Below are 13680 nucleotides of genomic sequence, written 5' to 3' on the forward strand. Positions count from 1 at the left end.
CCCTACCATTCTATTTGGTCAATTGATACCGGATTCGGATTCTGCTCCATGCCGGATACTTTTCCGTTCTTAATGCGGATCAGCCGGTCTGCCATCGGCGCCAGCGCTGAATTATGTGTGATGACGATGACCGTCATGCCTCTCTCCCTGCACATGTCCTGGAGCAGTTTTAAGATTGATTTGCCCGTATTATAGTCCAGAGCACCGGTTGGCTCATCGCACAGCAGAAGCTTTGGATTCTTGGCCAGGGCCCTGGCGATGGATACACGCTGCTGCTCTCCCCCAGACAGCTGTGCCGGGAAATTGTCCAGCCGGTCTCCCAGCCCAACTTCCTCCAACACCTCCCTGGCATCCAGAGGATTTTTGCAGATCTGAAGCGCAAGCTCTACATTCTCCAACGCCGTCAGATTGGGAACCAGATTATAGAACTGAAACACGAATCCAATATCATTGCGGCGGTAGCTGGTCAGCTGCCTTGCATTACAGCTCGTGATATCCGCTCCGTCCACCGTGATCTTTCCTCCTGTGGCAGTGTCCATACCACCCAGGATATTCAGTACCGTTGTCTTACCGGCGCCGCTGGGGCCCACGATAATGACAAATTCTCCCTTCTCAATCGCAAAATCTATTCCGTCCACCGCACGGATCTCAACTTCTCCCATCTTATAAATCTTAGTAATATTCTCTAATTTTACAAAATCCTTCATCTTAGCATCTCCTCGTCAGCTGCATATTCCTGATGCGGCTGTGTGGCCGCACTCACACCCCGGAGACAGGTAATCCCGCATTCAGGCCTGCCCAGTCTGTTTAACATTATATCACGTTCATATGAGAAAATGATGGAATTCTTACTAATTTCACAATTAATTTATTGCTAAGATTTTATGGTAAAAGCAACGGGCTGCCTGTCATAATCAGGCAGCCCGCTGCTTTTTCGGATATCTATTTTACAGCTTTTGCAGCTTTCACGGCCTTTCTGAAAAGGATGAATCCCACAAGGAAAAAAACAGACAGCGCGCTGACTCCTATATTTACATTGCCGGTAATCTGACTCAACACGGATACGAATGCCGTGCCGAAGATGGAGGCGCCCTTTCCACAGATATCATAAATTCCGAAATATTCACCGGACTTTTCTGCCGGGATAATCTTAGCGAAATAAGATCGTGAAAGCGCCTGGATCGTACCCTGGAACATTCCCACCAGAACCGCCAGTATCCAGAAATCAAGCTGAGTATCTAAACCGTATGCATACAGCGCTATACAAAAATAGGCGGCAATACATATCGTAATAATTGTTGTGGAAGCCAGCTTTTTTGACAGCCTGCTGAAGATAAGAACGCAGGGAAATGCGACGATCTGTGTCAGCAGCAGCGCAAGCAGCAATCCCGTACTATCCAGACCGAGTGCCTGCCCGTAGGCAGTGGCCATATCAATGACTGTATACACTCCATCTATATAGAAGAAAAAGGCCAGCAAAAAGAACAGGACATGCTTTTCCCTGGCAATTTCTTTAAAAGTGCCGCCAAGGCGTCTGAAACTGTTCCGGACCACATGCTGCGTCGTCTCCACAAAATACTTCTGCTTATAGGAACGCAGGAGCGGTACTGCCGACAGCAGCCACCAGACAGATGTAATCAGAAATGCGATTACCATGGATGTCTGCATGCCAATCCCCAGTTTTCCACCGCCCAGCACTACTCCCAGGCTGGCGACAAAAGGAATACAGCTTCCGATATAGCCCCAGGCAAACCCCTGGGAAGATACGACATCCATCCTTTCAGGTTCGGTAACGTCCGTCAGCATGGCATCATAGAAGATCAGGCTGGAAGAATATCCCGTTTTTGTCAGCACAAATACTCCCAGAAACCAAATCCAGGAAGACAAAAAGCCCAGGACGATACAGCCGATCACGCCCACTCCAAGGAATACTGAGAATATCACTTTCTTATAATTCTTCGTATCCGCAACCGCCCCCAGTGTCGGCCCAAGAACTGCTACAAACAGGGTGCAGATGGAGGTTGCATATCCCCAGTACGCCAGATAATTGACAGAAGATATTCCCGCAATATCTGCCAGATGGTTGAAGTAGATTGGAAATATGGTGGCTACCAGCATGGTAAATGCGGAGTTGCCCACATCATATAAAACCCATTTCTTCTCCAAGGCTGTCATTTTAAATTTCATAGATTTCCCCCTTTTATTACTTTCTCTCACTCATATTTATAACTGCTCATTCCGTGTATATCCGTTTGCCCCTGATCCTACAGCGGCAGTTCCTTCCAGTCTTCACCTGCGCCGAATGTCTCATGGAATCTTACCGGAAGCTCCGCATCCTGGAACAGGACTTTTTGGAACTTAATGATCAAGTCTGCAGCCAGCGGCACAGCTCCCGCATATAGTTTTTTCAGCAGCAGACAATAATTTTCACACTGCGGATTTGCCTCCTCACTCATAACCATTCCGTGCATAGAATCGTATTTTCCCATTACCTTCATAGCACCAAAAACCAGTTTTCTCTTTTTCTGTCCGGGCGCAAGCAGGAGCTTATGGTAAGTAATCATGGAGCTCAGCGCCTTTTTTACGGTATCAGCAGACAGATCCTCAAAAAATGGCGCGATTACCTTTGCATTTTCCATCGTAGGGTGAATGTGTTTTGCAGAAAAATACGTCACCGGATTAATATGGTCTCCGGTCAGGAGATACCGGTCAAATTCCATCTCGATCTCGGAATGGCTGATCCCGCTGACCTGTATCATCTTTTCAATGTACTTATGGCACTCACTGTCCAGTGCAAAATGGCAGATAAACCCATACATATAAGCCCTGGCCGCCGCACTGTCATCGGTTTTTGAGATAATCTCAGCGGCATGGCTGAAAAACTGATCCGCCATCTTATCATGCAGCGCGTATCCCTGCCCGCTCACCGGATTGGACTTCAAGGCTTTGTAATAAAACAAAATATCCGGTCCGTGAAGGCCGATATCAAATAATTCCCTGTTGTTCTCCACCGCTTTTTCAAGCGGCCTGGGAAGGGCACTAATAACATCCTTTCCAAATCTATAGTGTGCATACGTTGTTGGCATAGCAAAAACCTCTTTTCCTATTAATTTTTATGTATTCCCCCTCCGGCAAAAACATTCCACATCCCGCGCGCGGCGAAGACCGGTGCACTTCAGGCTTTTACCATTCGTCTAATCTCCCGGTAAATATAAATAGTCCTGCTTTATAACGTCCGCAGAATATCAATTATGGAATGCCCTTGGATATATATTATCACAGAAATCGGGGAAAGAAACCAGTATATCATAGAAAAATTTATGTAAAATTTCAATAGCAGCGTATTTCCTGTATGATTAGGCGGCATTTACATTCTTTTCCATATACTGAATACTACAGAAATAACCTACCGTGCAAAATAAGGGGTATATGAAATGAGACCTAAAACAAAACCGCATAGTGTATTAAATTATTTTGATACTGGAACCGTATCCCATTGCTTTTGTACACCTACCGGGGACATAAAAATACCACCAATTCTATATCCATACGCTGCCCCCGTTTAAGGTTCCTCCTTAGAAACGAGCCTTTACCTGCCGGTTGGATGCGCCAGCTCCATGAAGGGATAGCTGAAAGCCTCCCGGAGAACATCCATGTCCTTTCAAAAACGCTCAAAGCGGACCTTAGAAATTCTTGGTGGGAAACAGCCCGGAAAATGGAGAGATTTTTGGATTCCGAATCCAAAAATCAGCTGACCCAGCGCGAGAAATCATCGGATTTCTCGTGATGTGTCAGTGGTGCTCCATTTTCAGGGCTGTTTCCCGCCTAGAATTTCTTAGGCCCGTGGCCGCGTTTTTGAAAGGACATGGATGTTCTCCGGGAGGTTTTCGGCTATCCCTTTATGGAGCGTCTCCATACGCGCCGAGACTAAAGCCCGTCGCTAAATCCCGATTTGAAAAAAATGTAAACTTTTCTGAATGCCTTGACTTTGAAGCTTCTTTTTTATAGAATAGATATGCGGCAGAATATACATGAACTTTCTTTTCTGCCCACATCTAATACAGGGGCTTGTACTGGTTTCGACAGGGATCTTGAAGATGGAGAAGCTATCCGCAGGCAGATGCGTCAAATCGCAAACTTAAAATTAAACGCTAACGATAATTTCGAATTAGCTGCAGCCTAAATGCTGCATGTCAGCCCCGGGGCACCCGCACCCTGGGAATCTGGCACCGACTATGTGGGAAACGATATCAGCAAAGCTTTGAGCTGTTAGGCGTATCATGAAGCTACTGAAACCGTAAGGGTGTTAGTTCCCGTACGGCAGAGGGAATGAAAAAGAACTGACTATGATAGTAGAAGTACATGGGATAGGTTTTTGGACGCGGGTTCGATTCCCGCCAGGTCCACTATTATGGGGAACAGCGAATATTCGTCTGTTCCCCATTTATTTACCGTTCCAACCTCCCCGTTAATCTCATCGAATTGTGTGAAATTAAAGAGTGTAATTCTACATTAGTACCTCAATAGACTTTACACTCTTTTTTGTGGATTAGTATTTTTTATAGATATCTCCTCTATTGTCGATGTTTTCAATGTTAATGATTTTTACTTCTTTGTTGATAGAATAAATCACACGTACATTTCCTATCCGCATACGATATAGGTCATATCCTTTTAATTTTTTGATGTCTGTGCCATCCGGCAATATCGATACCGCTTTAAACTTCACGGCAGATTTTTCAAAAGTGATTTTATATTCACTCATACGCCTAATTCCTGTTTCACGTCACCAAGCGTAAATGTCTGACCGTCATTTTCTCTTTCGGCTTGTGCGATCATTTGCAAGTCCCATTCGTCCGGCTCTATCTCTTCGCCGGCATATGCTTTTAATGACTCAAGCATATCAACGATAAAAACAAGCCTATTGTCTGGTACATCATTGATTAATTGTATAATCCTGTCTTTGTTGCTCATGCTATCACATCCTTTTTTGATACATATTTATTACTATATGTATTATATCATATGTGAAAGTGTAAAGTCTATTCGATTATCAGTGTACCTTATCAATAATCAAATACAAACGTCAGGTTTCTTAATATCTCATCCCCCACCCCTTCCTCATATCATCCATCATCCTCAAAACATCCACCGTCTCTTCATGGGGCAATTCCGGACATTCTTTCCACCCGTTTTGGATTGCCCTGCAGCAGCTTTCCACTTCATATTCCAGTCCCGTAATCTGCACAGGCGGGAGCTTCTGCCCTATCAACCGGTCTCTCTGGTCATACGCCACTACCTTCTCAGGGTTATTGACATTTGTTATTTCCATATATCCCTTTTCTCCGAACAGCACACCCTTCCGGTTAAACACGGAACCAATGCCGCTGTGAAGCACAGCCATTTTTCCGCCCTCAAATTCCAAAGTAATGCTGTCCGACATGTCAACTCCCTTCTCATGTAAGACGCATGACGCTTGAACCTTTTCGATTTTAGTGCCAAATATCATCCTTGCAAAATGAATCAGATAGATCCCCAGATCCAAGAGTGCGCCCCCGGCAAGCCGGGGATCTGTCAGCCTTTGGACTCCCAGCAGCGGATAGCCTAAATTGGCCGTCAGTGATTGGATTTCTCCAATGGTTCCCTCACCAATCATGCTCTCTATCATTTTTCTTGAAGGCATGTATCTTGTCCACATTGCTTCTGTAACAAAGCAGCCCTTTTTATCAGCCATTTCAAACACTTCCTCTGCCTGCACCGCATTTACCGTAAATGGTTTTTCACACAACACATGTTTTCCATGTTCCAGACATAGTTTTGTATGCTCATAATGAAGTGTATGCGGCGTAGCAATATAGATTAGATCGATGGCCGGATCATTTACCATACTTTCATACCCGTCATAGGCTTTTTCAATCTTGTATTCCTGCGCAAATTTATGCGCGCGCCCTTCTTCTCTGGATGCAGCTCCATAAACGCATGCCGAATCCATCTCCGATATTGTTGCAGCCATCTTCCGGGCAATGGAACCTGTTCCTAAAATGCCGATCTTTAACATGCCTTCCCCTTTCTTTTATCTGACAAACTCTCTCAAAATAAATACGGCAGAAAGTGATATAGATAATGGTACACTGCCTCATAGGCATGCACCTCCCCCTCCGCCAGCAGATAGTGAAAATTCCCCTTATGCAGGTTTTCATGCTCCACAAAAGTATCCGGATATTTCCTCATGGCGTTTACCTGGTTATTCAGTGCTTCATATGCGATATCTTTTGTTCCTGTCGCGGTATATATGAAGTATTCATCGGCGCCATATCCCGACCGGACGGCATGTTTATGCAGTAAGGCTGCTGTTTCCTCCGGTTTCGTCAAACCACCCTGCCCCTCAACTTCCCAGCAATCCCCGCTAAGAGGCACATAGTAGGCAAAATAATCCATATTCCTGGTAAACGCATACCATGTTGTCGCAGCGCCCATCGAAAACCCACAGAATCCCCGGTGCATTCTGGAAGCCCGGAAGGCCTCTTTGGTGATGTCGTCGGCATAGGTGTTGCATGCCCCTTCAACCGCCGGCAGCAAATCCTCTATTAATTCCGTCTGGAAGAATTGGACGTGACCGCGTTCCACCTCCCGCACCGGCTCTCCTATCCGGCCTGTTTTTTCCTTATAAAATGATGGAAAAACGACGATAAGAGGATCGATTTTCTTTGAATCAATCACGTAATCCAGCATATTTTTTATCTTGCAGCAGTCCAGCCATGCATCGGGATTACCTCCCCCGCCGTGCATCACATAGAGGATATTGTACTTTTTGCTCCAATCCATTTCATCATAGCCATAGGGCAGATACATATTCGCATATTTTTCCCTTGATTCCCCCTCTTGATTCGTAGTCAGATACTCGATCCTTTTTATGGTCCCTCTCCGGTTTACATCATGGTATGTATACTTCTCCATTACACTCCCGCCTCTCTATTCTTCCAGAATTTCCCCAGTTGGGGCCGTTCCTTTTATTTCGTAGGACATGTCCCACAGATCCGCCTTTAACACCGCAGTATAGCCCGCTTTCTTCCACTCAAATGTCATGCGGCTCCCCTGTACGTCAACAGATATCTCGGAATCAAAGGAAAAAGCCGGAAAACATGTTCTGAAGCGCAGCATATCAAGCTGTTTCCTGACGACTTCCTTGCACAGCGCCTGCTCCATCTGTACGGTTGATAAATTGGTTCTGTTAATTTCCTTATGACCGGCCGCACCGGCTTTCTTCACTGCCTCATGGTCGTTCTTCCCTGCAAACAGGTCAAGGTACCAAATCTGCGGCTTACCGGGCATAAACAGCTGCAGCGCGCGGGCCATGAGCATTTTCCTGTCGTTTTCCCCTAATGCGCTGTAATAGGTGGAATTTACCTGATAATATATGTTTTTCTGCCCATGAAGGTCTTTTACCATACCGCCTCTAGCAACTACAACGTCAATCAGCTTTTGGATGCGCTCTTCCGGAATCAGCCCTTTTAGATCCAGCAGCGGTATTCCATCATGGCATCCAAGCATATTTACTGTTTTTATTTTCTTTTGAGTGATCTCATCCGCCCATGTTTTCAAGGCCGTGCCGTCCGCATTCTCCAAGGCGTCGATGATCAGGCCCGGAAGAAAGAAATCATAGGTCAAATACCCCTTTGAGGATATCACTTCATAATTCTTTTCCCCATAGCTTGCATGAATCTCAGGCAAAAGTGACAGGCCATGTTTATCTGCCAATTCCTGCACCTTTTCTAAAACGTCCCATGTGCCGGGTTCGTTTAAGAAGTTTTTCTCCCCCGGTTCCTTTGGGGCGTAGGCAAACGCATCAAGCCTTATGATTTTTGCACCGTATCCGGAAAGCTTTTTTAAAACCGCATCGTAAAAATCCCATACCAGCGGTGACTTAATATTTAAGTCCATCTGGCCCAGATATTTTCTATTGGATTCCAGGTACTCCACAACCGCCTCCTTATATGGGGCGTACTTTCCAAATTCAATTTCTCCGGGTTTCTTTCCCGTCTCAAGCCCTTCCTGAACCATATGCGCGATTTCATCTGCCGCATAATACTGCGTGCCGGCCGCCCTCATGACATCCTGCGCATCTAAAGCAGGATACCTGACCTCCTGATAAAAAGTGTTCCAATAAGGGACATTTTTTCCATCCGGAAAACAAACCATCAGAATCGGAAGGCCCGGCTTTCTAAAAAACATATTCTTAATGTACTCGTCCTTTGGCTGGATATAACCTTCCGGCGTCATCTCTCCATACCCATCCCAAAACTGGTTCCAGTCAATGAAGAAATCCCGGTAGCCTGAATTCTCTCCGTTTTTAAGAATATCCTGAAATTGTTCTGAAAGTACGGAGGCATGGTTGAGAATAAAATCCAGTTTCAGGTCTACGCCCAACTGACCAAGCTCTTCGAGATCCTCACGTTTTGCGAGCTGATCATTCAGGTCGTAACTAATCACAGAAAATCCCCTGTCCAGGTCCGTATGAAACAGACTTGGAAGAATATAAAAGGAACGAAATGTATCTTCAAATTCCGGTTTTCTTAAAATACCGATGATATCTGCCAGCGTCCCGCCCATGCTGTCCGGATAAGCATTCAGCATGGGGGCGTTATTTGTACTTATTTTCTTCATCTTTCTCCTGCCCTCAATTCTTCATAGGTTATCAGACTTCCGGGTTTAGAAATGATAATTTTCGCCTTATGCGCCTGTGCGCCCAGCATCTGCTGCTCAATTTCCAAAACCCGCATTGTAAACGGACTGTCGGTCTTACCGTCCCTGTTTCTGCTGCGCCTGTGGGCGAGCGTCTCTTCCGGCGTACTGTTTAATAGAACAGGAATATCAACGCCCTCATAATAGTCACTGTTTCCGTGGGTCCATTCAATTACTAAGACATGGATAGCTCTGAAATCAACTTTTTCATACCATAAGTCGCACTCTGTTCTCCCCATTCTCTTCAGCCAGATATTTTCTGCACCCATTTTAAACAACCTTACAATCTCCGATATCTCGTCAAAATCAATCTCATTCTTTGTTCCAAGATACCCTTTCAATCCCAAAACTGCTCCGTCCAGATACGTCTTGAACCAAGGGTACTGATCGAGATATTCCTGATTCGCATCATCGTCTTTTTCCTGAAGACTACGAAGCACAGAATATACCTCCTCATCCAGCATATCTGCACTGGCCAGTGCCTTTACACCCGACTGTCTGAATATACGGAGCCGCTCCGCGTCGTTATATTTGGGGATGCGCCTCGGATAATTATCTCCGGAAAGCGTATAACTGCCAATCCCCAGCTGGTTCAAATACCAGGAAAGCAGCGATGCAATCTCTGATTTACCAACCCCGGAACCACCGCAGACTGAGATAACCGCCTTACCACTTTTACTGCTTTTTATGACATCCGGAAGTATTTTCAGCAGTTCTGCAAAAATAACTTTTGACTTGCTGATATGGTCCGGTCCGATGCATACCTGATCTCCGGGCATGTCTCCGTGTGGAATGTCCGTCCCTGCCTCTGGAAGGTTCCCATTTTCTGCATTCTTCAAAATCTCTAAAATATGATCCATAATATCCTCCCTACAACTATTTTGTTTACCCGCTGATATAATTAAGAACTATATAGTTTCCTATTCAAATTTCCTGAAAACCATAACAAGCAGATGGCTTTTTATGCTCAGTACCAATGCCCCTGCTATGAGCCAAATAAAAACCGCATACAGATACCATATAAAGCACGCGCAGACCACTGCGATATTGCACAGCAGAAGAAGCAGGCTGACGCCAAACTTCCCGGTCCCGATCATCAGGGCACACTTTAAGACATGCAGTGTGCCGGCGTTAAACCGGGCCAGCAATGCAAAGGAATACTCACCTATGATTGCAGCCATAAGCGTAACAACCACAATGACCGACAACAGTACATAGGAGAGCAGTCCCAGGTTCAGATGCCAGACGATATACCAGTCAACCGCTAAAACAGCCGCCGCAGTCAGCATTATGAGTTCCAGCAGAATTCCCTGTTTCAGATTCTCCTTAAATGATTTCACAAAAGACTGCATCACATTCGGCGATTCCTTTCTGGCTATCTTCATGGCAGTATAATGCTTCGCTGTCAACGCCGGGCCGATCGTAATAATCGGGATTGAAAAAACGAGCGTAAATAAAAGTAACTGCAGATAATCAAAAAATGTATCCAACAGCTGCATTGCCTTATTCTCCGTACTAAAAAATCCCATATCCTTCTCCTTTAAGCCGCTCTACATTTCCACCGGCGGAATCAGTTTGGCAGTCTGTCCCGCCGGAACTTCGATATACTCTTTTGTAAATGTCCCGCCCAGGCTGACACAGACTGCAGAAGGATTATATACCGTCTTTCCATCCACTGAAAAAACCAGCCTTCGGTATGCCTGTACATATTCCCTGATCTCGCCGTTTGACGCATACCACACGTCTTCGTGCCCGGCCATATTTTCTATAAAGTTTTCCATATGCCCCCAGTTATCGTTCTGGTCGAATTCATAGCTGTGTCCCCACACATAAAACAGCTTTGCTGGAGTCAGAAGGTTAAAGTACATTCTATCGGATAAAAACTCCTCTGCCAGATCCCATATTTTTTCATCGTCGTGATGGCAGGTCGGATTCCAGGTAAGAAAATTCTCAGGAATATCAAATCTATGAGTGGAATCAATCGTCCGTGCATATGTAATTCCCGAAGCTTCGACAGCCTTTATCACCATTTCATCATAAGCGCCGAATGCATAGGCATAACCGGTCACTGTATTCTTATTCAGGATCTCAAGTTCTTTTCTGCTTTCCAGTATTTCTTCCACGCACCTTGCAGTATCCATGCCTGTCAGGCACTCATGATACTGGCCATGGGCCGCTGTCTCATGCCCCTTATAGAGTACTGCCGCTTCCTGCGCGTCCACCTTCACATGGGGCACTTCTTTTTTTCCTGCGGCAACTGTGCCGTTTCTCCCAAACAGGCCTGGATTCAGATTAAACGTTGCCTTTACATGATGTTGATTGAACAATTCAACCAGTCTTCTGTCCTGTGTGATTCCGTCGTCGTAGCTCAGTGTGAACGCCTTTCTTTTTCCCTGCGGGAATAACATTCTGTCATTTACTTGTAAACTCATCTCCGCTCTCCTTTCCTCAGGCTGTCCGGTTTAATGTAACTGTTCAGGCTTGTCTGAACTGTTACGGTTTATTCCTTCAGCAGGTCTCTGATCAGCCTTGCCATATTTACCGATAGCAGCGCGTAATGGTCTGTCGCATACATCACCTGGCTGCATACCGAAACGTGCCGGTTGAGGATATCTTTCCAGAACCATTCCGCCGAAATATACAGCATGCCGTACCTTTCAATGGGCTCACACAGCATAGCGCGTACCCGGTTATCAACCGTACAGCCCATGCAGCCCCTGGCGATCTGGATGATCCTGCCGTCTTTTAATGCCATTTCCGCCCGGCCGTTTTCTTCTACATAAGAAGCCCCCATAATATCTGCAATAAATGATGCAGGAATCATGCAGTATTCTCCCCTTACTTTTGCCTGTCCCTGCAACCCGTGGTATTTCAGTTTTTGCCACATCACAGACTTTGCGGGCATTTTTATCTTTTTCCCATGAACCCAGGCGTATGCACAGTCCGGTGCGGCTGCAAAGCAATACCGGTCTCCCTCTCTCTTACAGATTGATTCCATATATTCGGTTGTTCCGTCTGCTTTTCTTTTTGAGCCGGAAAAGAGATAGTCCCATACAAGCTCAGCCTCGTCAAAGGTCTGTCCGTGATCCCGGTTCTTCACGTCGCGGAAGACATAATCCGCCTTCTTCCCCCTGTAAAAAGCAAAATTGTTTTCCCCTTCTATTTTTAGCTCCGGCAATTCCACGCATTCATTGATTCTCAGCCAGTATTCTCTGTTTTTAGCCACCACGTCTTCCACCGTGTCAGTGCTGCCCGGCGGCGACTGGTCGAATTCCATTCTGGCCTGCCAGACTGTGAGCGGACCGGCATCGTTCACCGGGTTGTCGTGTTCATCAAACAAAAGGCCAATGGTGCTTGGCCCCGCAGAACCCGCCATTGCCGCAAAGTGATCCCCATAATGTCTTGCCATCATCGCCGTCATTGCATTTCCAAGGGACATGCCCTGCATATAGATCCGTTCTTCATCAATATTGTATTTCTTTTTCATGATCTCCAGCAGCTCAAAGACCATCCTGACATCATTATTTTGGCTGATGTCATCCGGAAAATCATGCATATAGATCCCTTCCTCATTCGGCGCGGACAGCTCTTCAAATAATCTTCTTTCACACTCAATCTGCCAGAATCTGCGCCGGTGCGCATTTGGGTAAACCACAATAAATCCCTCTCTGTCCGCCACAAGCGACCATGAAGTATAGATGCACTGTGCCCACCCCGTCATAATCCCGCCGTGCATGGAAAAAACCAGGGGCGTCTTCCTGGAAGGATCATAACTGTCCGGTACATATTCATACCAGGTATCCTCCTCATCGTCGATCAGGCAGGCCTTCATTTCCTTAAGATTTGCCGGATAGACCTGGGAGTTGTTCCCATTCTCATTGACAACAATTTCGCTCTCCTTCAAACGTTCCGGCAGATACTCACGATTGTCGTCATCCGGGATTCCTGCCAGAAGCTTTATTTTTGTCGTTTCACTCATGCTTTATCTTTTTCCTTTCTCTTTTTTCTGCATACCTTGATTTTCAGCTTTCGCTGGAAACACGCCCATAGGGCATGAGTTACGAGATGCCCTTTTGGGTGTAGATTGGCATTTTCCGAAGCGGCAGCCATTCGTCCAGAGCTTTTTTCAGATATGGATCCCAGAAATTCCAGTCATGGGTATAGCCAGGCGCCTCCTCATAATGGAAGCTGACGCCCAGTTTAGCCAGGGCATTTCTGTCACGTCTCACAACGTCCCGGATAAAGTCATTTTCCCCTACAGCGATAAATATTTCCGGCAGCGCTGTCCCTTTTGCAAGGTGCCTTTTTACATATCCGCCCAGATCATACTCACTGTCTCTTAACCGGTCCGGATCTCCGAATGTGGCCTGCATTCTCCGCATTTCCAACGTCCGCACCTGTTCAATAAATGCATCCGTATCCACGCTGCATCCAATCCCGCCCGACAGATCCACGCAGGCCTGGTACAAATCCGGCCGTTTTAACCCAAGCGCCAGGGAACCGTTCCCGCCCATGGCCAGCCCCACTACGAAGTTATCTTCCCGTTTTGGAGAGGATGGAAACATCGTCTGGATGACCTTGGGAAGTTCCTCTGTCATAAAAGTAAAATATTTATAGCCATACTGTGTATCCATAAAAAAACTGTCATTTACCTGCGCCGTTACCGTCATCACACAGTTTTCTTGTGCATATCTTTCTATATTCGATTTCCGTACCACACAGGTATCATCGTCTCCGCCCCCGTGGAGCAGGTATACAGTCTGCAGTTTCATGCCCTCCCGGTATTCCCACTGCCGCCTGGCAGCCACACCTTCTTCCCGCTTCGGTTCCGTGAGCGGGTAATAGGTCATATCTTCCGATGGAAATGTGACCGTAACATTTGTGTGCAGGCTTAATATCTCTGATCGAAAGCTAAATCTCAATAATCCCATAATCTCT

General features: G+C 46.1%; 13 protein-coding genes and 1 other RNA gene. 1 reads left to right on the top strand and 13 read right to left on the bottom strand.

Going from position 1 to position 13680, the window contains the following annotated elements; all coding sequences use genetic code 11:
* Positions 1–2: 2 nt before the first annotated feature.
* From MWG26_RS17485 to MWG26_RS17495, 3 genes are all read right to left on the bottom strand, one after another.
* Positions 3–707 (bottom strand): ABC transporter ATP-binding protein, encoded by a 705-nt coding sequence (locus MWG26_RS17485; protein ID WP_025656436.1) that lies wholly within the window; start codon positions 705–707, stop codon positions 3–5.
* A gap of 235 nt (positions 708–942) precedes the next feature.
* The gene (locus MWG26_RS17490; RefSeq protein WP_025656435.1) at positions 943–2187 is read right to left on the bottom strand and encodes an MFS transporter; all 1245 of its coding nucleotides are present in this window, start codon (positions 2185–2187) and stop codon (positions 943–945) included.
* 77 nt (positions 2188–2264) lie between these two features.
* Positions 2265–3086 (bottom strand): zinc dependent phospholipase C family protein, encoded by an 822-nt coding sequence (locus MWG26_RS17495; protein WP_025656434.1) that lies wholly within the window; start codon positions 3084–3086, stop codon positions 2265–2267.
* Between the two features lie 978 nt (positions 3087–4064).
* Here MWG26_RS17495 and ssrA point away from each other — a divergent pair.
* Positions 4065–4409, top strand: a transfer-messenger RNA (tmRNA) gene (ssrA, locus tag MWG26_RS17500).
* 140 nt (positions 4410–4549) lie between these two features.
* Here ssrA and MWG26_RS17505 read toward each other — a convergent pair.
* From MWG26_RS17505 to MWG26_RS17550, 10 genes are all read right to left on the bottom strand, one after another.
* Entirely contained in the window at positions 4550–4765 is a 216-nt protein-coding gene (locus MWG26_RS17505; protein WP_025656433.1) for a type II toxin-antitoxin system RelE family toxin, read from the bottom strand.
* On the bottom strand, positions 4762–4974 hold the full coding sequence (locus MWG26_RS17510) for a hypothetical protein (RefSeq protein ID WP_025656432.1): 213 nt from the start codon (positions 4972–4974) through the stop codon (positions 4762–4764). Before MWG26_RS17510 ends, MWG26_RS17505 begins: the two co-directional genes overlap by 4 nt.
* A gap of 121 nt (positions 4975–5095) precedes the next feature.
* A complete protein-coding gene (locus MWG26_RS17515; RefSeq protein WP_117441244.1) occupies positions 5096–6058 on the bottom strand; it encodes a Gfo/Idh/MocA family protein in 963 nt (320 codons plus the stop codon).
* A gap of 32 nt (positions 6059–6090) precedes the next feature.
* Complete coding sequence (locus MWG26_RS17520; RefSeq protein ID WP_025656430.1) at positions 6091–6957, bottom strand: alpha/beta hydrolase; 867 nt, start codon at positions 6955–6957, stop codon at positions 6091–6093.
* 15 nt (positions 6958–6972) lie between these two features.
* Positions 6973–8664: an alpha-amylase family protein gene (locus tag MWG26_RS17525; protein WP_117441243.1), complete on the bottom strand. Its 1692-nt coding sequence runs from the start codon at positions 8662–8664 to the stop codon at positions 6973–6975.
* Positions 8661–9602 (bottom strand): nucleoside/nucleotide kinase family protein, encoded by a 942-nt coding sequence (locus MWG26_RS17530; protein WP_025656429.1) that lies wholly within the window; start codon positions 9600–9602, stop codon positions 8661–8663. Before MWG26_RS17530 ends, MWG26_RS17525 begins: the two co-directional genes overlap by 4 nt.
* Positions 9603–9662: 60 nt before the next feature.
* A complete protein-coding gene (locus MWG26_RS17535; RefSeq protein WP_117441242.1) occupies positions 9663–10271 on the bottom strand; it encodes a YesL family protein in 609 nt (202 codons plus the stop codon).
* Positions 10272–10292: 21 nt separating this feature from the next.
* Positions 10293–11174: a polysaccharide deacetylase family protein gene (locus MWG26_RS17540; RefSeq protein WP_025656426.1), complete on the bottom strand. Its 882-nt coding sequence runs from the start codon at positions 11172–11174 to the stop codon at positions 10293–10295.
* A 68-nt stretch (positions 11175–11242) separates the two neighbouring features.
* On the bottom strand, positions 11243–12721 hold the full coding sequence (locus tag MWG26_RS17545; protein ID WP_025656425.1) for a CE1 family esterase: 1479 nt from the start codon (positions 12719–12721) through the stop codon (positions 11243–11245).
* Between the two features lie 79 nt (positions 12722–12800).
* Entirely contained in the window at positions 12801–13673 is an 873-nt protein-coding gene (locus tag MWG26_RS17550; RefSeq protein ID WP_025656424.1) for an alpha/beta hydrolase, read from the bottom strand.
* Positions 13674–13680: the final 7 nt, after the last annotated feature.

The organism is Faecalicatena contorta (assembly GCF_022835095.1).
Classification (GTDB): Bacteria; Bacillota; Clostridia; order Lachnospirales; family Lachnospiraceae; genus Faecalicatena; species Faecalicatena contorta.

What these genes read in the sequence shown, in the direction of transcription:
- MWG26_RS17505 (WP_025656433.1), bottom strand. Translation starts at nt 4,765, where the DNA reads ATGAGTGAATATAAAATCACTTTTGAAAAATCTGCCGTGAAGTTTAAA.
- MWG26_RS17515 (WP_117441244.1), bottom strand. Translation starts at nt 6,058, where the DNA reads ATGTTAAAGATCGGCATTTTAGGAACAGGTTCCATTGCCCGGAAGATG.
- MWG26_RS17485 (WP_025656436.1), bottom strand. Translation starts at nt 707, where the DNA reads ATGAAGGATTTTGTAAAATTAGAGAATATTACTAAGATTTATAAGATG.
- MWG26_RS17520 (WP_025656430.1), bottom strand. Translation starts at nt 6,957, where the DNA reads ATGGAGAAGTATACATACCATGATGTAAACCGGAGAGGGACCATAAAA.
- MWG26_RS17540 (WP_025656426.1), bottom strand. Translation starts at nt 11,174, where the DNA reads ATGAGTTTACAAGTAAATGACAGAATGTTATTCCCGCAGGGAAAAAGA.
- MWG26_RS17510 (WP_025656432.1), bottom strand. Translation starts at nt 4,974, where the DNA reads ATGAGCAACAAAGACAGGATTATACAATTAATCAATGATGTACCAGAC.
- MWG26_RS17550 (WP_025656424.1), bottom strand. Translation starts at nt 13,673, where the DNA reads ATGGGATTATTGAGATTTAGCTTTCGATCAGAGATATTAAGCCTGCAC.
- MWG26_RS17530 (WP_025656429.1), bottom strand. Translation starts at nt 9,602, where the DNA reads ATGGATCATATTTTAGAGATTTTGAAGAATGCAGAAAATGGGAACCTT.
- MWG26_RS17545 (WP_025656425.1), bottom strand. Translation starts at nt 12,721, where the DNA reads ATGAGTGAAACGACAAAAATAAAGCTTCTGGCAGGAATCCCGGATGAC.
- MWG26_RS17490 (WP_025656435.1), bottom strand. Translation starts at nt 2,187, where the DNA reads ATGAAATTTAAAATGACAGCCTTGGAGAAGAAATGGGTTTTATATGAT.
- MWG26_RS17495 (WP_025656434.1), bottom strand. Translation starts at nt 3,086, where the DNA reads ATGCCAACAACGTATGCACACTATAGATTTGGAAAGGATGTTATTAGT.
- MWG26_RS17525 (WP_117441243.1), bottom strand. Translation starts at nt 8,664, where the DNA reads ATGAAGAAAATAAGTACAAATAACGCCCCCATGCTGAATGCTTATCCG.
- MWG26_RS17535 (WP_117441242.1), bottom strand. Translation starts at nt 10,271, where the DNA reads ATGGGATTTTTTAGTACGGAGAATAAGGCAATGCAGCTGTTGGATACA.